Source organism: Bradyrhizobium sp. SK17 (assembly GCF_002831585.1).
Taxonomy (GTDB): domain Bacteria; phylum Pseudomonadota; class Alphaproteobacteria; order Rhizobiales; family Xanthobacteraceae; genus Bradyrhizobium.
Genome location: NZ_CP025113.1, coordinates 3,411,133 through 3,433,395, shown reverse-complemented (window position 1 = coordinate 3,433,395; position 22,263 = coordinate 3,411,133). Strand labels below are relative to the sequence as shown.

The window sequence follows — 22,263 nt, the reverse complement described above, 5'->3', positions numbered from 1 at the left end:
GAATGACAACCTTCCGAAGCAGCTCATTTTCTATCCTCATAGCCGGCTTGCGCTCTTTTCAGGGTAGACCATCCTAACGCTCTCTCAAACTCTCTTGCCGATAGCGCAGCACAGGCGACATGAGATACTCGATGATCCGTCGCGTACCGGTTTTGATTTCCACCGTGACGGCCATGCCAGGCGAGAGATTGACCAGCTTGTCATCGATCTGCATTCGAGTCCCATCGAGCGCAACGCGCGCGGAGTAGACGAGTTCTTGGCCTTCCGGCTCACTCGAATCAGACAGCGCCCCACCCGCCTTCCCCATCCATGTCTTCTCGCTCGGCTTGTCGCGGACTATTGCGTCCTGCGAGACGCTGGTAACTCTCCCATGCAACAGGCCATAGCGTGTAAAATTGAATGTATCGATCTTCACCTCAGCGGGCTGACCGACGCTCACAAAGCCGATATCGCGGTTTGGAATCATCGCCTCGGCCTCGAGCCGGCTATCGGCCGGCACGATCAGCATCAACTGTTGCGCAGGCGTAACGACGCCACCCACGGTGTGAAGGATCAGTTGCTGCACCGTTCCATCGATCGGCGACCGCAGGATTTGCTCGTCCATCTTGCGCTCGGCCTTGACCAGATCCTGTCCGAACTCGTCAACTTTCCTCTGCGCGTCCGCTAGATCACTGAGCACCTGACGCTCATAACCGGCCTTGGTTTGACCAAACTGCTGCTCAAGCGCTTGCTTCGCAGCAGTCACCTCCACAAGCTTCCGCTGCTGAACGATCCGTTCATTCTGCTGTTCGACCAGGCGGGTCTGCGCGTCGAGATAGGCGATGCGATTGCCATACTGGATTTCCATCGCTTTGCGCCTGACGGTCGCGGTTTCCTCGACTAACGGCAGCGATGCATCGATCTTATCAATGGCGGCATCAATGGATCGAGCCTCGGCGACCTTCTGTTCGATCTGGCGCGTGATCGATGTCAGCTTTGCTGACTGTTCGGCTGCCTGCGCATGCTCCGCCAACCGAGCGCGGATGACATCGACCGTTAATGCCGCCGCAGGCGCGCTAAGTTCACGTGGAACATCCAACGACTCGAAGCTGTCGCGGAGGGCTTCGAGGCGAGCCACGTCGAGCTCGCTGGCGATCAAGTCCTTCCGGACGTGCTGACGTTCGGCCTGGGTCACGGTCCGATCGAGTTCGACCAGGATCTGCCCTGCTCCAACATGATCGCCATCCTGAACATGAATAGCGGATACAATCCCTGTATCGAGTGGCTGGATCGTCTTGGTGCGCCCCGTTGGCACGATTTTGCCCGGGGCCGTGGCGATAATATCGACATATCCGAACATTGCCCAAACGATGGCCACGGCAAAGAACAGGATGATCGAGCCGGCTACGGCGCGTCCGACCGGAGACGCCGGCGTTTCAAGAATCTCAAGTGCGGCCGGCAGAAACTGACGCGCCGTGTCGGTCCCTCGCCTACGAAACGGGAGGATATCGGCCTTGGCTTGAGTTCGAGAGGACGTCTCAGCTGACGACATGGAGGCCTGCCTGGATCTGATGCAACGTCGCGTAGCGGCCGGCTTTGATCATCAACTCTTCATGTGTGCCATCCTCTACAAGACGGCCTCCTTCGATCGTAATGATGCGATCCGCGTGCCGTACTGCCGAGAGCCGGTGGGCGATGATAAAGACGGTCCGTCCGGCAGAAATCCTGCGCATATTGCGCTGGATGATGCTCTCACTCTCATAGTCGAGCGCACTGGTCGCTTCATCGAAGATCAGTATCCGGGGATTCGTGACGAGCGCTCGCGCAATTGCGATCCGTTGGCGTTGGCCGCCGGAAAGGCTCGCACCACGCTCGCCAACGACGGTGTTGTATCCATCCGGCAAACCAAGGATAAACTCGTGGGCTCCAGCCAGCTCGGCGGCGGCTATGACCCGCTCCATGGGCATAGCAGGCTCGGCCAAAGCAATGTTTTCTCTGATCGAGCGATTGAAAAGCACGTTTTCCTGCAAGACAGCGCCCACCTGCCGGCGCAACCACGCAACATCAGCAACCGTCAGATCGATGCCATCGATCAGGACACGCCCGGCCTCCGGAACGTAGAGGCGTTGCAGCAGCTTGGTGAGTGTCGATTTGCCGGAACCCGACGGTCCGACGATGCCGACCACCTGACCTGCAAATACCTTGAGCGAGATATCGTGCAACACCAAGGAACCATCGATCCGGTACCGAAAGTCGATATGATCGAAAGTAACGTCGCCGCGGATCGACGGCAGAGCCGCACGCGATGCATCGAAGGCAGGCTCCGCCGTCGTATTGAGAATGTCACCCAAGCGCGCGATCGATACCCGAGCTTGATGGAAATCCTGCCAGAGCTGAGCGAGCCGCAACACTGGTTGCGCGACCCGGCCCGCCAGCATGTTGAACGCGATTAGCTCGCCGACCGTCAATTGCCCTTCGATGACGAGATAAGCTCCAAAATACAGTGTCAGTGCGGTAACGATCTTGCTGATAAATTGGACAAACTGGCTGGTCCAATTACCGAGCGACAGCACGTCAAAGCTGGCACCGACATAGCCCGCAAGCTGTTCCTCCCAGCGTCGCTGCATCTGCGGCTCGATCGCCATCGCTTTCAACGTCTGGATTGCGCTGACACTCTCGACCAGGAACGCTTGGTTCTCAGCACCGCGATCGAATTTACGCTCGAGCCGCCGCCGAAAGATCGGCGTTACCCCCACCGAAACCGCGACATAGAAAGGGAAGGAACCGACGACGATCCACGCCAATCGGGGTGAATAATAGAACATCACCGCGAGGAAGACGACCGTGAACGCCAGGTCGACAACGAGCGTCAAGGCCGAGCTCGTCAGGAAGTTGCGTATGTTTTCAAGCTCCCGGACCCTTGCAACTGAGTCGCCTGCGCGGCGCGCCTCGAAATATGCAATGGGAAGCGCAATCAGGTGCTTGAACAGTCGCGACCCGAGCTCGACGTCGATTCGGTTTGTGGTGTGCGAGAAGACGTAAGTACGTAGCGCGCCAAGAATCGTCTCGAAGATGGATACGGTGATAAGTCCAATGACAAGAACATCAAGCGTAGTGAATCCTCGATGGGTCAACACTTTGTCAGTCACAACCTGGAAAAATAGCGGCGTGACAAGTGCAAACAGTTGAAGAAAGAACGATGCAAAAAGGACCTCTCCAAGCAATCGGCGGTATTTGTGCATCGCTTGCAGGAACCAGGTGATATCGAAGCGGCGCGCCAAATCGCTAAGTGAAGCACGGCGTGCCATCAGAACGAGACGGCCCGTCCACTTCTCCAGAAACTCGGCACGCCCGATCCGCTGGGGGCTGCCAACGGCAGGATCTTGAGCCAGAAGATCATCGTCCGCGACCCGGCCGACGATCAGGAAGGTGCCATCCTTCAGCTCAGCGATCGCCGGCAAGGGCATCCGAGCGAGCTTGTCCCAGCGGAGCGTTTCGACGCGGGCCTTGAGCTTCAACTCCTTTGCGCAGCGCAGCATCTCCGTGATGCCGATCTCAACACCGCTGAAACGATGGCGAATCTGTCCGAGATCAACCGCAACTTGATGAAATCGCAGCATTAGCTGCAGACACTGCAACCCCGAAGTATCGTTCTTCGCTTCCGGCACTGAGACCCCGCACAAACGACAAACAGGCCCTGCACGCTCGGCGACGCCCAGGTGGAGGCGCAAACGGTCGCTCGCGGCGAAGCACCTCCGCCACGCTTAGGCCAGCAAAAAACTCTTCGCCGATAAGCAAGCAAACCGGCGCATAGATAGGAAAGTGAGTTGGAAGCTCTTGCTGCCTGTCTTCGGCAGTGAGCGGTCAGCGAAGCGGCATCTCTAGTTACCGCTGAATGTTCCTCGACATGGACAACCAGTTCCCCAGGATCAAACGCACACCATGCAACGTGACTTATTGTCGCAACAGAACACGTATGTGCGCCGACTTGCAACCCCTCGGTGCAACTAGTCGCGGGAATATTTTATGAGAGGTCTAAGATGACTCAGTTCTCCGCTGGAAATTGCACAGTCACCGACAGCAGCGCCTCGTCGGCTCTGCACAGACACGGGAACCGTAATAAAGAATTCTGCGATGAGTTCACCCGTGGGATGAACCTGCTCCGCAGGTAAGGCCGAGCGGCGATCGGGCGGCCAGGGTCGAGATCAATAAAATCGGCCGCCAACTCGATACGCTCCTCAACCTCATCCTGAAGGGCGCAGCAGCCGACCGGTTCAAAAGAGGCGGCCCGATCGCAAATTGAGTTGGCTGCGGGAACCCGCAACAGTCGCCGCACAGACTGCTACCGTTGCTGATTTCTCTCATCGCATTTACTGCCGAAGGCGGCCTTCGACCGACATGCCGTCCGGGACAGCTAGCGGCCACGAACCGCTCGAGCCTGCCCTCGGTCGCAATCGGCCTCGTCAGAGCCCGACGTACCGCAAGGAACACGCTTGGAAAGCTGCTCGACCTTTTGCTTGATGAGTGCCTGCGCCGTAATATCGAAAATGTTCTTAGGCGGGAACTCCAAGGCGTGTTTGAAGTCGGAAGCGGCTTTCGCGGGATCGTTGCTCGCCTCATAGCTTCTGCCTCGCGCAATGTAGCCCTCGACAGATTCCCGCCTTTCGATTGCCTGATCGAGATCGGCCCGCGCCTTTTGAAAGTCGCGCATCTCAAGCGAGATAAGACCTCGAACCACAAAGATATCTGGATCGTCGGGACGGATAGCTGATACTGCCTCAACATCTGCCATCGCAGCTTTCAGGTCTTTCATCGCCAGCAATGCTCTTGCCCGAAGCAGCCTTGCGCCGCTGTTGTCGGGCATCTTTCCGATAACCTGATTGAACGCGATGACGGCCCTGTCCGGTTGACCCGACGTCAGCATAGCTATTCCACGCCCAATGAGTGCAATCTGATTGTTGGGATCACGTTCGAGGGCTGCATTGAGGTCCGCAATTCCTTCGGCGGCGCTGCCCCGCATCAGCAAAGCGAGACCTCTGGCCGCGCGGGCTTGTTCGTTTCGTTGATTCAATGCCAAGGCCTGCCTTCTTACCGATTTCGCCGGAGTTCTCGATCGCGCTGCACTGCCCGACAATCGAGAAACGATATGGACTAGTCGATTCTGTGCAACTCATGGACGAGCGAAAGGAACGAATACTCCGATATCGAGACGGTCTGAGGTCTGGCGCCCCGATCGACATCGACGGCGATACGGCCACCTATCTCAACCATCAACAAATGACGCAAAGTACGCGCTACCTTTATTCAAAAGCCGATAACTTCGACGGCGTGCGCAAGTTTTTGAAAGAAGAGCCAGGTCTCAGATCCGTTACCACCCACATGTCTCTGGGACAGATGGGAGGCGGTCTCCCACGACGTCCGCACATGCCGGCAGGAACACATCTCGTCGTTCATGGCCCGTTGGATCACGGCATGCTTGAAATTCTCGAGATCGACGAGAACGCCGAGGGACTCACGGCGCGCACGAGCCAAACCTTATTGCTTGCACAGATGGCAGCAGATACCGGCCTGCTGCGAGCTGAGCTCTACGTCGATGGACACTGCCGACGCGTGCTGGGTCAGGCGATGATCGAGCCGATCGGGAGTCCAAGCGACGGCTGGTTTCAGGTGGTCCACCGGGATCCGGCCTTAAGGGCGCTGGACAAGCAGCTTAAAGACAGGATCAAGAGAGCATGAGGCCATCGAACCCCGACTGACACGGCGCGGCGCGTCATTCAAGGCCGGATTCGGTGCAATCGAAAGAGCTTCTCGAGGAAATCGGCAATCCTCGATTCGGCGTGCTCGCCGACCAACTCATTCGCTCCGAACCTGTAGACCTCATACCCGGCCAGGCGCAACTCTCGATCAGCTGACACCATGTGGGCATAGAGCTTCAGCGACGGATGGTCGTTCTCCGAGAAGTGATGCTTCCCGTCCACCTCCAGCACGATACGTTGACGCCCTGGTAGGAGTAGTAGGAAACGCGTTGCGCCATCACTTGATGGATCCGGCGTTATACAAGGAGTTCCGCGACGAGTTTACTCGCGAGATGAACAGACTCCGCATAGAGAGCCGAGTGTCGATCGAGGCGGCCGAGGCGGAGATCAAGACGATCGACCGCGAGCTGGATACGCTTCTCAACCTCATCCTGAAGGGCAGAGCTGCTGACCGCCTCAACGAAAAGATGGTCACGCTCGAACGCCGCCAGAAGGAGCTGAAGACGTTCCTGCAGGAGGCAGAGGAGCCGCCTCCCCTCCTGCACCCGAACATGGCGCTTCACTATCGCGTCCAGGTCGACGAGCTGTATGCCGCGCTTCAGGAGGACTCGGAGGCCAAGCGAATGACTGCGGCCGACGTTATCAGGTCGCTTGTGAAAGAGATCATCCTGACGCCCGGGAATGGCGAGCTTCAGATCGACGTTCGTGGCGATCTGGCCGGAATTCTCGCAATTTCGCTCAAAAGCAAAGGGCCCGCCGGAGGGGCGGGCCGATCGCAAGTTGAGATGGTTGCGGGGACGCGATTTGAACCTGCGACGGTACAGCGGCCGGCGACCTCGAGACTAAACGTGGGTTTATGGTGCGCTCGGAGGGTGTTCGCATTTTCTGTGATTTCAAGCACTTACCTGGACGAGTGAAGGAGCTGGGTGCATTTGGCGCTCAAACGTGAGTTTCGTCTCCTCCCTACGACGCAAGAAAGGTGGTCGCAGCATCCAGGATCTCGTACGTCTGCGTAGGCCAGCACTCTTAGAAGATCACCGGCGCAAGTCCCACTATTGAGGAAGCCCTGTTTTCTGATCGAAGAGCGGTATAACTCGCGAGTCGCCCCATTTAGGGTCCGTCAGAAGCTGCCGCTCTCACGAGATAACGGCCCCCGCTTCGTATCCCTGGCAACAGATTCGTTGCCCGCCGGACGCTTCGCTTGGCCTTCCGACGATCGAGCCTCGGCCTCTTCAATGACACGTTGCCGCGCGGCCGGGTCTTGGATCGAACGGAAGGCTCGCAGCAGCCGAAATGTTTCTGCTATCTCGACCCGCCGATTTCTGGTCACGGTGCGCCCCCGTCAATGATCTGATGATGGATCGTACCGTCTCCGCGCACACTTGCGCCATGACTTTTGGCACTTTCTACAGCTTCCGTCCCTGAATAACGGTTTGTCGCCGGCGCGGTGGCAAGCGCGGTTCTGACCACTCCAGACTATCCGCGGCCAGGACCGCGCCCCGCTGTGGTTGGGCCTCACAAAGACAGTTCGACATGAGCGATCAGCTAGGCAACTTTACCTATCGTCTTTGCGCTCTTGGACTGATGTCAGCATGGCTTATTGTGGCGCCCGAACCCGCCCACGGTCGGGGCTTCTCCTGGTTTTTTGCACGTTCCAAGCCTCACGGAGCATGTTCGGGACAACATATCGTCGCGACCTTCTATTCCTCGGGACGGCGCACGGCAAATGGTGAGGCATTCGACCCGAGTGGACTCACGGCTGCGCATCGCACCCTGCCGTTCGGCTCGCGTGTAACGCTGGTCAATCCCGAGAATGGAAAGTCGGTGACTGTAGTGATCAATGATCGAGGTCCGTTTACGCACGGAGTGACGATTGATCTGACACCCGGCGCGGCTCGTGCGCTCGACATGCACGAAACCAAGTGGTTATGCATGCTTTGACGGCGACGAGCGAACTCGCTTGACCGTAAACGATCAATGAACCTCACACCAGGATTCGACGATCGGACATCTGGAGCCACGGAACTCCGCCCGCACCCGCAGCCATTGCGCGATGCATGGCGGGCCGTACCGCATGGTGCAAGAGTTAGCAGGCAGAAATACAGCAGCCGATCAAAGAGCTCGCGCACCATTCCATTTGCCTGTGGAGGCCAGCTTCAGCAGCGTCGCGCGACACAGGGTCTCGATCGTTGAGGCGGCATAGCTCAGGGGACGATCGACTGGATGGACAAGATGCACCGACCGCTTGATTTTGGGGGCGCAGATTGGCCAAGCCAGCAGCCGGCCACTTTGAACCTCGCGTGCAATGGAATTGAAGGGCAGAATGGAATATCCGAAACCTTCCTCGACCAGTCCTTTGATGTTGATGTACGAGTCGACCTCGATGACTGTATTCAGTTTCAACGAGAGAGCGGCCGCCTCATTCTCCAGCAAAGAACGTAGGCCATGAGTGGCGCTCGGCAATATCAACGGCAGTTGCGCGACCGCGCTGTAGCGGAGTGGACCGGAAGTCGGCGGTTGGATGCCCGGAATGGAATTGATCGGGCCTAAAAGCCAGAGTTCCTCGCTGAGAACCGGCGACGAACTCAGCGCCTTGTCTTCGACCGGAATATAGACGATCGCCAGATCAATCCGCCCTTCCCGGATCCACTCCATTACAAACCCGCTCATCGCTTCCGCGATGCGCAACCGGATCTTGGGGAATTGTCTGCGCGCTTCGATGATGAGCGGGACAGACAGGGTCTGGCTGATCGTGCCCGGCAAGCCAAGGCGCACCTCACCCTCCGGCTCAGCCTCACGTCCCTTGATCTCGTGGCGCGCGGCCGAGAGTTGGTCGGTGACGCTGCGAGCGTGTCGAAGTAGAATCTGGCCGGCCTCCGTCGCGACGACACCTTGCGAGCTGCGGAAAAGCAGCGCTGATCCCAACTCTTCCTCCATGTTACGAACATGGAGGCTCAGCGCTGGCTGAGCAACATTCAGCGCTTCAGCGGCTCTGGAAAACGACCCGTGTTCGACGATCGCAATAAAGTAGCGAAGCTGCCGAAGGTCCATTCCTCCCCCAAACGTCCTTACCCCGTCCGCGCCATAGCAATCGTGTATGACCACCGGTCAGCGCGTCGAGTTTACGTTATAGGGCAGTGTGTCAACTTCGATGTCAAGTATGCCTCGGCAGAGGCCTCGCCCAGACTCATCGGCAAGCGATACTCCTTGAAGGAACCCGATCGAACAGTCTGTCGAACTAGCCCTGTACCTTGGACGAGAATTCCCGTCGAAGCTTTTCGCTATGCGCACCGAGTGCGGGAACCGGGCCAAAACTAGGCGCCTTGCCATCGATCAAGACACCCGGAGCCATCATGGTGACTGGTCCGGTCGGCGTCTCGATTTCGATGTAACGGCACTGCGGATGCGTCGCCAGATCGGCGAGCGTGCTGAGGCGACCGAATGCCAGGCGAGCGGCCTTCAATAACTCGATGGCACGGTTCTGATCGAATCCGAGAAGGACCGGCCCGATCTCGGCGTCGAGTGCGTCGCGATTTCGAACGCGTTCATCGTTGTTGATGAAGCGCGAGTCGCTCGCAAGCTGCGGCTTGCGGAGTACGTCCCTGCAAAGGGATATCCAATCCCGCTCGTTCTGGATTGCGATAAGGATCGAGCCGCCGCCACCACAGGCATAACTGCCATAGGGTGCGATGGTGGGATGATGCAGGCCAACGCGACCGATCGGAGCGCCGCCATAGGCGTATTGCAGGTACGGGACGTTCATCCAGTCCGCGGTCGCATGGAATAGCGACACCGAGATATGGCGGCCAAGCCCGGTCCGTTCCCGTGCATAGAGTGCCTGGAAGATAGCCTGCGTCGCCGTCATCCCGGCGTTGATGTCGCAAACCGAAACGCCGACCCGTGCGGCACCAAATTCGTTGCCGGTGATGTTTGCGAGCCCGCTTTCTCCCTGAACCAACAGGTCATAGGCCTTCGAGTCGCGTAACGGGCCCTCGTCACCATAGCCTGTGATCTCGCAGGTGATCAGTCGAGGCCGCTGCTCGCGCAGTTGTTGAAGAGGGAAACCGAGCCGGTCAATCGCACCAGGTGCCAGATTCTCGATAAAGACATCGGCCTGCGCCAGCATCGAGCTGAGGATCGCTTTGTCATCGTCGTTGGTCAGATCGAGACAGATGGATTCCTTGCCGCGGTTCAGCCAAACAAAATAGGCGCTTTCGCCGTGGACAAGATGATCGTAGTCGCGGGAAAAATCTCCCTCCGGTCGCTCGACCTTGATCACGCGCGCGCCCGCGTCCGCAAGCTTGCAGCAGGCGTAAGCTGCAGCAACGGCTTGCTCAATGGAAACAACGAGGATTCCGTCAAGGTCGGCAGCCATCGGGACAATCGCTCTCTTATGGTATGGTATTCCCAGCGTCTCTCACCGCATCACAAGCGGGGTTGGCACATCCCTTTCATATGACATCCAGACGCGTTCTGTCTCAAGATGTTCGTCGATCGCCTGCTGGCCGCTTTCCCGGCCGATGCCCATTCTCCGACTACCAACGCCCTGCGTGCAACCGTGACTGCGGCGTCGACGTCCGAGCATTCCCCGAAAACCGGCTCGCACCAGCGGCCACCGATGAAAGACTGATGGCGCCTGCGGCGCTCAAGCCGGGTCATAGCGTGCTCCTTCGATGTCAATTGAACTCGACGACCTGGCGGATTGCGCTGCCATCGGCGAGGCGATCGAATCCCGCATTGATGTCGTCGAGCCGAATCCGATGTGTCAGCAACCGGTCGACCGGAAGCCTACCGCGATGGTAGAGCCCGAGGAAACGTGGAATGTCGCGCGACGGCACGCCAGAGCCCAGATAGCTGCCACGCAAGGTGCGCTCTTCTGCAACCAGGGAAACGGCCGGCAGGGAAAGTATTGCACTCGGGCTCGGCAGGCCCGCGGTAATCGTGGTCCCGCCCCTGCGGGTGATGGCATAGCCGAGTTCGAGGGCGTTTACCGAGCCTGCGAATTCCAATGCCACATCGACACCACCTTTCGTCTCTTCTCTTACTTTCTCCACGAGATCGGGATCGGCGGCATTGAAGGCGTGGGTGGCGCCGAGCTCGCGCGCCAGTCCGAGCTTCGGCTCCAACATGTCCACGGCAATCACAATCTCGGCGCCTTTGGCAACAGCCCCCATCACTGCGGCGAGGCCGACCCCGCCAAGGCCGAAAATCGCTGTCTTGCTACCGGGACCGACGTCATCGCTGTTGAACACGGCACCCGTCCCGGTCAAGACCGCGCACCCCATCAGCGCCGCAATATGCATCGGAACGTCGCGGGACACCTTGATGACCGAGCGGCGCGAAACCGTGGCGTATTCGGCGAAACACGACACTCCACAATGGTGATGGACGCGCATCTCTGCCCGATGCAGCCGAAATCCGCCCGTCAGCAAGTCGCCTCTTCCGTTGTGCTCGGCGCCAGGCTCGCAGAGAGCGGGACGCCCCTGCGAACACGGCGCACAATGGCCGCAGCTCGGGACGAACACACAAACCACATGATCACCACGGACAAGGTCGTCGACGCCGGGCCCGACTTCCTCGACCACGGCGGAGGCCTCGTGCCCAAGCACCATTGGCAGCGGACGCGGCCGATCGCCGTTGATCACCGAAAGGTCGGAATGGCACAGACCCGCCGCGGCAATCCGCACCAGCACCTCGCCCTGTCGAGGTCCATCAAGCTCGACGTCCTGCACCTTCAGGGGATGCGAGCCGGCATAGGGCGCTTGCAAGCCCATGGTCTCCAGAACGGCAGCCCTGATCTTCATGATGCGATTTCCTTGCAAATCTTCGCTGGCGTTCCTGGCGAACGCCGGGACGCCTAATGCACCGCGGCGTACATGATCTTTTCTTCGGTCGCCTCTTCTGCCGAAAACTCCTCGACGATACGCCCCTGTCGCGACACCAGAATGCGATCGGCCAGGTTGAGTATTTCCGGCAGGTAGGACGAGATCACCACGACAGCGAGCCCGGAATCGGCAAGATCGTTGATGACGTGATGCAACTCGGCGATGGCACCCACGTCGACGCCCCGCGTCGGCTCGTCAAAGATGATCAGCTTGGGCTTTTGCACCAGCGAACGTGCGATCACCACCTTCTGCTGATTGCCGCCGGAGAGCTCGACGACACGCGCCGCATTCCCGATCGCGCGCACGTTCAGACGCTTGGTCCAGCTCGCCGCAAGCTCGGTCATCTCGGCGTAGGAGACCACGACACCCTTGTTGAGGTCGGCCGCGAGAAAGTTCAGATAGATGTTCTCTGCGATCGATTTGGTTTCGAAGAAGCCCTCGATCTTGCGGTCCTCGGTGACATAGACGATACCGTCCCGCACAGCCTTGCGCGGCACGCGATAGCGCACCGAGCGCCCCTCAAGTTTGACTTCGCCGCCGTGGAAGAAGTCCCGCTTGACGACGCCGGAGATGATTTTGGCAGTCTCGGTCCGCCCCGAACCGATCAAGCCGAAGATGCCGGTGATCTGCCCGCCATAGATCGAAAAGGAAGTATTGCGGACCATCCGGCCCATCGACAGATTCTGCACGCTGAGCATCTTGCGCCCATACGGCCTGGAGGCATGCTGGTCGCCGGCCTTGCCATAGAGCTCGCCGGAAAGGGTCCGACCAACCATTGCCGTAATGATCTTGTCGCGGTCGAAGCTCTTCGCATCGTCGGTCACGACGTGCTGGCCGTCGCGCATGATCGTTATCCGATCGGAGATCGTCAGCGCCTCCTCCAATGCGTGCGAAATGAAGATGACGGAGACCCCTTCGCGCTTCAGGCGCTTCACCAGAGAGAAGAAGTGGTGCTTCTCTTCCGGAGTCAACGTGGCAGTTGGCTCGTCGAAGATGATTACTTTCGCCTTGTGGTGCACCGCGCGCGCGATTTCGACCATCTGCTTCTGCGCGGCCCCCAACTGAGACACGTACATCGTCGGATCGACACCAAAATTGAGCGATTGCAGGAACTGCTGGGCAGAGATGTAGATGCCACGCAGCCTGTTCAGAAACTTCTCGTTGCCGAGATAGATGTTCTGCGCCACCGTGAGCGACGGCACCAGGCTGGTCTCCTGGAACACCATGGCGATCCCGGCGCTCAACGCCTCGGCGGGGGTCTTGAACGAGACTTTTCCGCCGTTCACGAGCAGTTCGCCGCTCGTCACCTCATAGACCCCGGCCATGATCTTGGTCAGGGTCGACTTGCCAGCGCCGTTCTCACCAAGGAGCGCGTGGACCTCGCCGGGCCGGAGGTCGAACGAGATGTTGCGGAGCGCCGGAATGCCGTGGAATTCCTTGACAACGTTCCTTAATTCGACGACCGGCTGCATCAACTTCCCCCCTCGCCGCAAGATCGATCGAAACCACTTCATCACCCCCCTTGGAGGTCAGCCACAGCCGGCCGCCGGCCTCGACCGCCGACGTGACGCCGTGGCGCTTTCCGCCTGCCCGACTATGGAGGCTTTGCAGGGGTACGCAGGCGCGGTCGAGCTCGATCACGAGGCCGTAAGACAAGGTTGGAGCCCATGGCTTCAGGATACCCATCTGTTTCAGAGCACCGCCCTGCATGGGCTCATGGAATGACAGGCCGCTGCGCAGCGCCGGCGCGATCCAATACTGCTGCGACACCTCGGCGAGCATGGCCCGACGATAGGCATTCTCGCGTAAGACAAATTCAATCAACGGGCTGCGCGGCGCGAAAACCGCGAGCCAATATCCGCCACGATTCGAATGCGCGATGCGCCCGGGATATCCGGGCAGGTCGTCGGCGAGCAGAGCGATCTCTCTGCCGCTGGCGTCGCGTTTCACGAGCCGGGCATCCCACGCTTCACTCACGATGAAAGTGCCGTCATCCGCGGCAACGACCCCGTTGGGAAAGGCAAGGCCGCCGACCAGACGCGCCGCCTCGCCGCTGGCAATGTCCAGCCGCCAAAGCGAGCCGGCACGACGGTGCTCAAGCAGATCGCGCTGCCAGGCGTCGAGCGGATTGGCCTCGGAGCCAACGCAGGCGATCAGGCTTGTTTCGTCAGCGAATGCCAGCGCCGTGACGCAGCGCTCCGGCCAACCGGGTCGAGAACCGGATTTCGATTCAGCACCATCCGCATCGAGGATCGCGATGCCCTTGCCTTCCCGAGCGACCGCAATTCGGCCACCCGGTGACACCGCCATTGCCGAGACAACGCCCTCTACCGTTGCAAAGGGGACGGCAGTCCGCCCGCCTCCGCCGCGCAGCAGGGTGCTGCCGCTCGACCAAACCGCCTCATCGTCGAGAACGACCAGATTGTCCGGCTCTGCGCATACGATACCCACAGGCGCCGCCTCAAGCCGATGGTTCGGCTTCAACGTTCCGTCCAACGGCGGCACGGTGACAGACGCCCGTCCCCGGCCGAGCAGACGCTCAAACCAGCTTCCGACCGGAGCGTTCATGCGCGCTGCCCCCAATAGCTACGATAGCCGCTCCAATTGGGGTCAGCCCAATCGAGCTTGATCCGCCCGATCCGGTTGTTGGTGATGCCGCCGAGATAAAGGTACCCTCGGTGTTCGCGCATCGACGTGATCATCGGATGGTTCTTGGCACCTTGATCCCACATCGATTCGACGACCTCGCCCTTGTCGTTGAAACGGATCACACATCCAATATTGAGATTGGGGTAGAGCCATTGGTCGGGCGCGATCCGGCGCGCCATTCGGCGCCGAAAGCCCGGCATGCGCAAAGCGAGATCGAGCACCGGCGAGCGCATTCCCATGATCGCAGCCCAATACGTGCCATCAGACGCGCGGTTGATGTTGTCCGGGTAACCCGGCAACGCATCGATCACCCGCTCGACCTGACCGGCCTTCGGCCCGTCGATCCAAAAGCGGCTGATGCGGCAGGCCCAGCTTTCGGCGAAGAGTATCGACTGCCCGTCGTGCGCGAGACAGACCCCATTCGGGAAGATCAGATTGCGCAGCGCCGTGTGCGTCTTGCCGCTCTTGGGATCGTGGCAGACGATTCGTCCATTGCCGCGGCTTTCCAGCGCATCGACCGGCCAATCGTGCATTTCATAGCGGATGGTCGCTTCGCTGAAATAGATCCGGCCGTCCGGCGCGATGTCGAGGTCGTCAGCGAGCCGCAACCTCGAATCGTCGACCACCGAGAATGTCGAGCGGTTGGTTTCGTCGCTGACCCTGATGACGTTGCGCTCGCGGTCCACCTTGTAGAGGCCCATCCCCCGACGCAGACGAGAAGATCGCCGGCACGGTCGAATGACATGCCGAGTGGCGAACCGCCGATATGGGCGTAGACCTCCCAAGTCTTGTAGTCGGGAGGCGTGAAGCGGACGATGTCGCCATGGCGCGTTCCACAGTAGAGATAGTTCTTGTCGTCGAGGATGACATCCTCCGGCGACTCGACCTCTCCGAGTCCGATGATCTCGACCGCAGCGAGCCGGTCATTGTACGCGAAGGCGCCTCCCGTCTCCACCGAGGTCGAAAGAGGCGGCGGGAGTTCGACGTGAGTTGGCGACACGTAGACCTTCGACAGCAATTTGTCGCGGTTCTTGAGCCACCGAACGTCGATGAACACCGCGAGCAGCAGCGTCAGCCCGAGCACCATCGGTCCGGAGCCGCTATTCAGTCCGATACGGAGTACTCCGTTGGTCATGACCTGGACGATGACCGCTCCGATCAGGGCTTTCGCGACCGAGCCGCGGCCGCCCCCGAGGCTGTTGCCGCCGAGCACGGCCGCGGTCAGCGCCGAGATCTCCAATCCCATTCCCGTGTCGGTGCCGGCGCCGCTGAGCCGGGCCGCATAGAGCATGCCGGCGAGGCCACACAGCATGCCCGAGATCGTATAGGCTCCGCAGACCATGCCGCGCACCGACAAGCCGATATTGTGCGCGGAGCGTCGGGAGCCGCCGATCGCCATCATCCGCCAACCCGGACGACTGCGAGTGAGAAGGATGTGGCCGATCAGCGCCACGATCACGAGGATGATGAAGCTGGAAGGAACGCCGGCGACACCTCCCAGCCCGATCAGATCCCACACGTCGGACTGGTAGAAGCTGACCGACATCGCCTGCGCATACTTCAGGAGCAGCATATCGACGACGGCACGGACGATGATCAAGGTCACCAGCGTGGTCAGGAAGGCGCGCAGCCGCAAGAAGCCGATCAGATAGCCGTTGAGCAGCCCGACCGCGCCGCAGATCAACACCACCGTCGGAATCACCAGCCCAACCGGCCACCCCGCCAGATTGAGCAGCGCGAGCGTCATGAAATTTCCGAGCGCAAAGTTCGATCCGACGCTGAGATCGATGCCGCCGACGATGATCACCACCATCATCGCCATGCACACCAGGCCGAACTCACCGAGTTCGCGGGCCGTGATTGCGAGGTTCGCGCCGGAGAAGAAGTTCGGAATGAGCGAGCCGAAGATCGCGACAACACAGATGAGGACCAGGAACGGTATCGTGTTATCAATCCACTTCTTGGACAGAAGCTCGCCGATAACGTGGTCGGGAATGAACCGATATCGCAGCTTCGTATAGGTGCTTGTTGCCGTCAAAGGAGCCTCTTGGCGCGGTCGCTCAAGTCAATGCGAACAAGGCGCGGCCGTCGCCGGGACGGCCGCGCCTGGATGGAATGACGGTCAGCGCAGAAGCTTGGCGTACTGTTCAGGATCCCAGCAGGTCCCCGCCTTGACGTCGGCCTTGGTCATGACACGGGTTGGCGAATAGAGCTGAAACTTGAGGGTGCCAGCCTTTTGCTTGCCTTGAAGAACCGCACTGATCGCCGTGAAAGCATCCCGGCCCATTCCGGGTGCATCGTAATTGATGGCAGCCGAGAACGTGCCGTCCGCAAGCCGATCGCACATGCTTTGCGCGCCGCCGCCGGACGTCACGAAGTATACCTGATCCGACTTGCCAGCCTGCTTGATTGCCGCGCCCGTGCCGACGCCCTGGCCGTCCCAGACGTCGATCACGCCGCAGAGATCAGGGTTCTGCTGCAAAACCGTTTCGGTGATTGCGCGTGCCTTTGACGCATCCCAGTCGGCAGCCTGGCTCGACACAACCTTGATGTCCGGGTTCTCTTCGAAAACCTTCTTGATGCCCTGGACCTGATAGTAGCTGACGCCGCCGGTCAGAACGCCCTGCACGATCGATACCTTGTGCGAGGTCTCTGTCCCCTTGCCGCACTTTGCCACCATCATCTTCGCCGCCTGTTCGCCCATCGAAATGAAGTCGGGCCCGACGAAAGCGTCGGTCTGCACCGCGCCCTGCATGTTCATCTGGACGACGACGATGCCGGCCGCATTGGCCTGCTTGAGAAGGCGCGCCAGCGATTGCAGATCCGGATTCTGCGTCACGATCACATCCGGATGCTCTGCAATCAGCGAGGTCAGACCTTGCGCCATCGCGCCGGTGTTCCAGTTCGGGTCCTGGGACTTGAACTTCATTCCATAGCGCTCGGCCTCGGTCTTGACGACGCCGCCCCAGGCCTGCGCCAGGTCGAAGCCGATCGAAATCGGCAGATAGACGATCGACTTCCCTTTCAGCGCATCAAGTGCGGGCTGCCGGTACGGGTCGTTCATATCATCGGCCCGCGCGGCGATAGAGCTCGCGGCAAGGCTGAGAAGCGCCGTGGCCGCTATGGCCAAGCGATGCATCGTCTTCATGGGTCGTCTCCTCTATTGCGTTTCGTTCACGCTATGCTTCAGATATCGCCCTGCTGCCCTGTCTGTTCGTCCCTCGGGTTCAGGACGCTGTCGACCACAATGGCGAGCAACAGAATGAGGCTCTTGATGACGTTTTGGATCGTGTACTGGATGTCCATGATCGTCATGCCGTTCATCAAGACGCCGATGAGCAGCGATCCGACGATGACGTTGCGGACATTGCCGCGACCGCCCGACAGCCCGACTCCGCCGAGCACCACGACCAGGATGACGTCGTAGATCATGTTCGAGTTGACCACGCGGGTGTTCATCGCCTGCGCCGATGTCGCGGTGACGATTCCCGCAATGAAAGCGACGCCGCCTGCGATGACGTACTGCGCGACGAGGATCGGCCGGACCGGAATTCCGCCGATACGCGCCGTCGCGAGATTGTCTCCGATCGCGTAAATGAAGCGGCCAGGCTTGGTATAGCGAAGGAAGAGGAACGCGATCAGCGCCACAACAGCGGCCACTACGATTGGGGTCGGGATGCCGAACAATGCTCCCTGCCCGAAGTTCACGATCCAGCCAATGTTGGCCGGCAGATAAACGACGTCCGTCCCGGTAATAAGATGAGCTCGGCCAAAACCGTAGATAAAAGTCGCCATGGCCAGCGTTGCGAACAACGAAGGAATCTCTGCGTAGGCGATCAAGATCCCGGTGATCAGACTCATAGCAAGCGCGAACAGCAGACCAAACGTCATCCCTGCTGCGACCGACATTCCGTTAGCGGTGAGCTGAAGGCCCCAGGCTACCGAGATCGCCATCGTCGCGACGAGGGACAGATCGATACCGCGCCCAAGGACCACGACCAGCATGCCGAGGCCAAGGATACCGAGGACCGCGACGCTTCGCACCAAAGACAAAAGATTGTTGGGAGCAAGGAAGTTCGGGAGAGTCAGGGCAAATATGATCAAGAGCAGCACCGTCAAAGCAAAGACGATTTTCTCCTGATTGAAGTGGCGAAAGACCCCACGCATCTCAGCTTCACCTACTAGTCGCTTCGTCCCACGCTTCCGACTGTTGTCACGCATCCGATGGATGCGCGCATGGACATTTCCGCGCGGTCAAGAGCGCGGAGTCCTTTGAAAGCTTTTGTCGTTGGGAACGTTAGACGATTGGCGGACGAGGCCTGAAATATCGAATTGCGCTACCGGTCATATCTATTCGTTATGGCCCCGGAGAGTTGAGCAATCATTTCAGAGCGGGAGCGAGCTATCCGTACCGGGGATGTTCCTTCGGGAGGCGAGAGAACGGGCGCCGGATGTGCTGGCATCCTGCGCGAGTTGGCAACGCTACGCGGAGGATATCAACAATGAACGCCCTTGGATTTGCGCCGACACGAGCATGAAGGTCGCTGGCCCGGACCAGCTTAAGGTATTTGCGAACGATGAAGCTGCGAGCAATTGGCTTAGGGCGTACAGGCGGGATGGCATGGTGTATCTGTATAAGGTGATCGAGGAGTAGCCGTAGGACGAGCATTTCGCGGAGTATTATTCGGAGCGCTCGCCATCAACGGCGAACACCTCCCGGAGCTCGTGGAATTTCTGATCCAGCTTCTCACACCCCGGATCATGCGACGTGTTGACGAGTTGCGCCTCCACCCGAACATGGCGCATCACTATCGCGTCCAGATCGACGAACTGTATGCCGCACTTCAGGAGGACTCGGAGGCCAAGCGGATGGCTGCGGCTGACGCTATCAGGTCGCCAGTGAAAGAAATCATCCTGACGCCCGGGAACGGAGAGCTTCAGATCGACGTTCGTGGCGATCTGGCCGGAATGCTTGCAATATCGCTCAAAGCCAAAGGGCGGGCCGATCGGACGTTGAGATGGTTGCGGGGACGCGATTTGAACCTGCGACGTGTACGGCGGCCGGCGACCTCGAGACTAAACGTGGGTTTATGGTGCGCTCGGAGGGCGTTCGCATTTTGCGCGATTTCAAAGGGTTACAGAGTCGGAATGCGAGTTTTGGTGCATTTCGTCCACAAAAAGTGTCTTTTGGCCGAACCGCCGAAGAAGAGCACGGCCCTATGCTAGGCCAAGTTGGACCCTACCGCTCATAACGGTCTGGTTGCAGGTTCGAGTCCTGCCCGGCCCACCAATGAGATCAGGATCTTACTTGATCCTCGTTGCCCGTCGCGCGACGACCGCACCAGAAACCGCACCAGATACGGGCTCTCTTCGTTCGTGCGCCGCAAATCCGCTCGATGGCGCAAGACCGACTTTGGCGCGGTGAATGTAGTCGTCGCCCACCCATCGGTTGAAGATGCTCCGACAGAGCCGCTGATTAAGAGGCGTGTGTTCTAGTAGAGAAATCAATCGCCGCGGTGGCGCGCATCGCCTGCTGGCCGGTCAAGTGCATCGAGGAGAGTATGAGACACTCAGCCGAGACCCAAATAGGCGTTCTTGACCCTCGGATCGCTCAGCAAGGCGGATGCACCGTCTGAGAACGCGATGCGGCCGGTCTCGATGATGTAGCCACGGTCGGAAATCTCGAGCGCGGCGGAGGCGTTCTGCTCCACCAGCAGGATGGTGACGCCAGCGTCCTTCATCGCCGCGATCGCCCCAAGAATCTGATCGACCAGCCGCGGCGACAGCCCGAGCGACGGCTCATCGAGCAGCAGCAGCTTTGGCTTACCCATCAACGCACGCCCGATCGCCAGCATCTGCTGCTGTCCGCCGGACAGACCGCCCGCGAGCAGATGCCGCTTCTCCTGCAGCACCGGGAACATCGCGTAGACACGCTCGCGATCCTTCTCGACATCCCCGTCGCGGCGCAGGTAGCTGCCAAGGCTAAGATTGTCCTCGACGCTCAGCGGCGCGAACACGTGGCGTCCTTCCGGTGAATGGACGATGCCGCGCCTGACCCGCACATGCGACGGCAAGCGGTCGATGCGCTCGCCCAGGAACACGATGGAGCCGCCGGTGATCGGCTGCACGCCCGACAGCGCACGCATCAGCGTGGTTTTTCCGGAGCCGTTCGAGCCGATCAGCGCGACCACCTCGCCGGCCGCAACATGCAGCGAGACCCCCTTGAGCACCTCGATGCGTCCGTAGGCACTGTGCAGATCCGAGATATCAAGCACGGTGAGCCTCCGGCGTGGCGCGGCGAGTACCGAGATAGGCGTCGTGAACGGCGCTGCTTTCGCGCACCTCTTGCGGCGTGCCTTCGATCAGTACCCTGCCCCGGTCGAGCACGAGAATGCGGTTCGAGATCTTCATCACGAGCTTCATGTCGTGCTCAACCAGCAGGACGGCGATGCCCTTATCGGCGAGGCGGCTGATCACACGGTCGATGTCCTCGGTCTCGACCGCGTTGCAGCCGGCAGCAGGCTCGTCGAGCAGCACGATCCGCGGCTCGGCCGCGAGCGCGCGGGCGATCTCCAGCCGTTTGCAGCCGCCATAGGAGAGATCGCCCGCCAATACGTCGGCCTTGTCGCGCAGACCGACCTCGTCGAGACAGGTGAGTGCCGCCTCGCGCGTGGCGAGGTTCTGGCGCGCAACCGACGGCAGCCGCAGCATGTCGGCCAGCAGATTGCATTTCTCTTTCAGATGACGGCCGACCATAACATTCTGCGCCACCGTCATGTGCTGGAAGATCTGCAGATTCTGGAAGGTGCGCGACATGCCGCGTGCCGCAAGCGCATCCGGCCCGAGTTTCGTGACATCCTGGCCCGAGAGCTCGACGCGGCCGGAGCCGGCGACGTAGACGCCCGAGATCACGTTGAACAGTGTGGTCTTGCCGGCGCCGTTCGGACCGATCACGGAAAAGATCTGGCCCTCGTCGACTGCGAAGCTGACGCCATCGATCGCCTTCACGGCGCCGAATGCGATCCCGATATCACCCACCGAAAGTATCACCGTGCAATCGCCTTCACGAGTATTTTGTGCGCGGTTGGAACGATGCCGTCGCGCATGAACACCATCGAGGCGATGATGATCAGGCCGAGCATCACGTTCTCGTATTCCTGGAAGACCGTCAGCATCTGGGGCAGCACCACCAGTACCGCCGCGCCGACGATGCTGCCGAGGATCGAGCCGAGCCCGCCCAGTACCACCATCGTCACCAGCTCGACCGAATGCTGGAAACCGGCGAGATCTGGCGAGACAAAGCCGTTCATCATGGCGAGCAAGGAGCCGGCGATCGATGCGTAAACGGCGGCGAGCACGAAGGCCCGCAGCTTGAAGGTCGCGACGTTGATGCCGGCGACCCGCGCCGCGATCTCGCTGTCATGCAGCGCGAGAAACGCGCGGCCGGTGGGCGTATCGTCGAGGTTGAGCGCGATCCATGCCCCGAGGATCATGAATGCGCCCGACACCCAGTACCACGCGTAGGCCGTGCTGACGCGCCACCCGAACATCGTGAGCCTGGCGACCGGCATGCCGTCGGGTCCGCCGGTCCAGCGGTTCTCCGTCGTGATGACGAGCGCGACCAGCACGCCGAAGCCAAGCGTGGCGATCGCGAGGTAATGGCCCTTGAGCCGCAGGATCGGACGCCCAACCAGAAAGGCCACTATGCCCGCGAGGCAGGCGCCGATCAGCGACGACGCCCCAGCTGAAATCCCGAGATGCGCGGGCCCGATCGCCACCGAATAGGCGCCGATGCCGAAGAACGCGGCGTGGCCGAGGCTGACCTGCCCGGCCTTGCCCATCAGGAGATTGAGACCGATCGCCGCGAACGCCGACACCCAAACCAGCGACGCCACCCGCAGATAATAGCTTGATGGGAAGGTCATCGGCAGCACGGCGATGATGATCGCGAGGCCGAGGATCACCGCATAGCGGCTGTTGGCAGCAGCGCGCAT

The 22,263-nt window shown here is 60.1% G+C and carries 17 protein-coding genes and 1 pseudogene; 3 read left to right on the top strand and 15 right to left on the bottom strand.

Annotated elements, in window-relative coordinates; all coding sequences use genetic code 11:
* Positions 1–73: 73 nt before the first annotated feature.
* The 3 genes from CWS35_RS16010 to CWS35_RS16000 form a co-directional block, all read right to left on the bottom strand.
* Positions 74–1,531, bottom strand: a complete 1,458-nt coding sequence (locus CWS35_RS16010) for an HlyD family type I secretion periplasmic adaptor subunit (protein ID WP_100952475.1) — start codon at positions 1,529–1,531, stop codon at positions 74–76.
* Positions 1,518–3,647 carry a type I secretion system permease/ATPase gene (locus CWS35_RS16005; protein WP_100952474.1) on the bottom strand — a complete coding sequence of 710 codons (2,130 nt, stop codon included), beginning with the start codon at positions 3,645–3,647 and terminating at the stop codon, positions 1,518–1,520. Before CWS35_RS16005 ends, CWS35_RS16010 begins: the two co-directional genes overlap by 14 nt.
* Positions 3,648–4,393: 746 nt before the next feature.
* The gene (locus CWS35_RS16000) at positions 4,394–5,056 is read right to left on the bottom strand and encodes a tetratricopeptide repeat protein (RefSeq protein WP_157817161.1); all 663 of its coding nucleotides are present in this window, start codon (positions 5,054–5,056) and stop codon (positions 4,394–4,396) included.
* 95 nt (positions 5,057–5,151) lie between these two features.
* On the opposite strand from CWS35_RS16000, the gene CWS35_RS15995 reads away from it, so the two are divergent.
* A complete protein-coding gene (locus CWS35_RS15995) occupies positions 5,152–5,715 on the top strand; it encodes a hypothetical protein (protein ID WP_100952472.1) in 564 nt (187 codons plus the stop codon).
* 38 nt (positions 5,716–5,753) lie between these two features.
* Here the strand turns inward: CWS35_RS15995 and CWS35_RS15990 are convergent, their stop codons facing one another.
* Entirely contained in the window at positions 5,754–5,966 is a 213-nt protein-coding gene (locus tag CWS35_RS15990; protein WP_245438992.1) for a hypothetical protein, read from the bottom strand.
* Between the two features lie 128 nt (positions 5,967–6,094).
* On the opposite strand from CWS35_RS15990, the gene CWS35_RS15985 reads away from it, so the two are divergent.
* Both CWS35_RS15985 and CWS35_RS15980 read left to right on the top strand, forming a co-directional pair.
* A complete protein-coding gene (locus CWS35_RS15985; protein ID WP_210202797.1) occupies positions 6,095–6,652 on the top strand; it encodes a hypothetical protein in 558 nt (185 codons plus the stop codon).
* 616 nt (positions 6,653–7,268) lie between these two features.
* A complete protein-coding gene (locus tag CWS35_RS15980; protein ID WP_245438991.1) occupies positions 7,269–7,676 on the top strand; it encodes a septal ring lytic transglycosylase RlpA family protein in 408 nt (135 codons plus the stop codon).
* A gap of 171 nt (positions 7,677–7,847) precedes the next feature.
* Here CWS35_RS15980 and CWS35_RS15975 read toward each other — a convergent pair whose 3' ends face one another.
* The 11 genes and pseudogenes from CWS35_RS15975 to CWS35_RS15915 all read right to left on the bottom strand — a co-directional run bounded on the left by CWS35_RS15975 (position 7,848) and on the right by CWS35_RS15915 (position 22,263).
* Complete coding sequence (locus CWS35_RS15975; RefSeq protein ID WP_100952471.1) at positions 7,848–8,786, bottom strand: LysR substrate-binding domain-containing protein; 939 nt, start codon at positions 8,784–8,786, stop codon at positions 7,848–7,850.
* A gap of 187 nt (positions 8,787–8,973) precedes the next feature.
* Positions 8,974–10,110: a CaiB/BaiF CoA-transferase family protein gene (locus tag CWS35_RS15970; protein WP_100952470.1), complete on the bottom strand. Its 1,137-nt coding sequence runs from the start codon at positions 10,108–10,110 to the stop codon at positions 8,974–8,976.
* A 301-nt stretch (positions 10,111–10,411) separates the two neighbouring features.
* Entirely contained in the window at positions 10,412–11,539 is a 1,128-nt protein-coding gene (locus tag CWS35_RS15965) for a zinc-dependent alcohol dehydrogenase family protein (protein ID WP_100952469.1), read from the bottom strand.
* A 53-nt stretch (positions 11,540–11,592) separates the two neighbouring features.
* Positions 11,593–13,092 carry a sugar ABC transporter ATP-binding protein gene (locus tag CWS35_RS15960; protein ID WP_100952468.1) on the bottom strand — a complete coding sequence of 500 codons (1,500 nt, stop codon included), beginning with the start codon at positions 13,090–13,092 and terminating at the stop codon, positions 11,593–11,595.
* Complete coding sequence (locus CWS35_RS15955) at positions 12,980–14,188, bottom strand: SMP-30/gluconolactonase/LRE family protein (RefSeq protein WP_157817160.1); 1,209 nt, start codon at positions 14,186–14,188, stop codon at positions 12,980–12,982. The genes CWS35_RS15960 and CWS35_RS15955 overlap by 113 nt, the downstream gene beginning before the upstream one ends.
* Positions 14,185–16,307: pseudogene (locus CWS35_RS15950) on the bottom strand (ABC transporter permease). The gene CWS35_RS15955 and the pseudogene CWS35_RS15950 overlap by 4 nt, the downstream one beginning before the upstream one ends.
* 84 nt (positions 16,308–16,391) lie before the next feature.
* On the bottom strand, positions 16,392–17,417 hold the full coding sequence (locus CWS35_RS15945; RefSeq protein ID WP_100952467.1) for a sugar ABC transporter substrate-binding protein: 1,026 nt from the start codon (positions 17,415–17,417) through the stop codon (positions 16,392–16,394).
* Positions 17,418–17,455: 38 nt separating this feature from the next.
* Complete coding sequence (locus CWS35_RS15940) at positions 17,456–18,436, bottom strand: ABC transporter permease (RefSeq protein ID WP_100956400.1); 981 nt, start codon at positions 18,434–18,436, stop codon at positions 17,456–17,458.
* Positions 18,437–19,839: 1,403 nt separating this feature from the next.
* Positions 19,840–20,544, bottom strand: coding sequence for an ABC transporter ATP-binding protein (locus CWS35_RS15925; RefSeq protein WP_100952464.1), 705 nt, complete (start codon positions 20,542–20,544; stop codon positions 19,840–19,842).
* Positions 20,537–21,316: an ABC transporter ATP-binding protein gene (locus CWS35_RS15920; RefSeq protein WP_245439059.1), complete on the bottom strand. Its 780-nt coding sequence runs from the start codon at positions 21,314–21,316 to the stop codon at positions 20,537–20,539. Before CWS35_RS15920 ends, CWS35_RS15925 begins: the two co-directional genes overlap by 8 nt.
* Positions 21,316–22,263: a branched-chain amino acid ABC transporter permease gene (locus tag CWS35_RS15915; RefSeq protein WP_100952462.1), complete on the bottom strand. Its 948-nt coding sequence runs from the start codon at positions 22,261–22,263 to the stop codon at positions 21,316–21,318. The genes CWS35_RS15920 and CWS35_RS15915 overlap by 1 nt, the downstream gene beginning before the upstream one ends.

What these genes read in the sequence shown, in the direction of transcription:
- CWS35_RS15975 (WP_100952471.1), bottom strand. Translation starts at nt 8,786, where the DNA reads ATGGACCTTCGGCAGCTTCGCTACTTTATTGCGATCGTCGAACACGGG.
- CWS35_RS15965 (WP_100952469.1), bottom strand. Translation starts at nt 11,539, where the DNA reads ATGAAGATCAGGGCTGCCGTTCTGGAGACCATGGGCTTGCAAGCGCCC.
- CWS35_RS15995 (WP_100952472.1), top strand. Translation starts at nt 5,152, where the DNA reads ATGGACGAGCGAAAGGAACGAATACTCCGATATCGAGACGGTCTGAGG.
- CWS35_RS15945 (WP_100952467.1), bottom strand. Translation starts at nt 17,417, where the DNA reads ATGAAGACGATGCATCGCTTGGCCATAGCGGCCACGGCGCTTCTCAGC.
- CWS35_RS15940 (WP_100956400.1), bottom strand. Translation starts at nt 18,436, where the DNA reads ATGCGTGGGGTCTTTCGCCACTTCAATCAGGAGAAAATCGTCTTTGCT.
- CWS35_RS15970 (WP_100952470.1), bottom strand. Translation starts at nt 10,110, where the DNA reads ATGGCTGCCGACCTTGACGGAATCCTCGTTGTTTCCATTGAGCAAGCC.
- CWS35_RS15955 (WP_157817160.1), bottom strand. Translation starts at nt 14,188, where the DNA reads ATGAACGCTCCGGTCGGAAGCTGGTTTGAGCGTCTGCTCGGCCGGGGA.
- CWS35_RS15915 (WP_100952462.1), bottom strand. Translation starts at nt 22,263, where the DNA reads ATGCGCGCTGCTGCCAACAGCCGCTATGCGGTGATCCTCGGCCTCGCG.
- CWS35_RS15960 (WP_100952468.1), bottom strand. Translation starts at nt 13,092, where the DNA reads ATGCAGCCGGTCGTCGAATTAAGGAACGTTGTCAAGGAATTCCACGGC.
- CWS35_RS15980 (WP_245438991.1), top strand. Translation starts at nt 7,269, where the DNA reads ATGAGCGATCAGCTAGGCAACTTTACCTATCGTCTTTGCGCTCTTGGA.
- CWS35_RS16010 (WP_100952475.1), bottom strand. Translation starts at nt 1,531, where the DNA reads ATGTCGTCAGCTGAGACGTCCTCTCGAACTCAAGCCAAGGCCGATATC.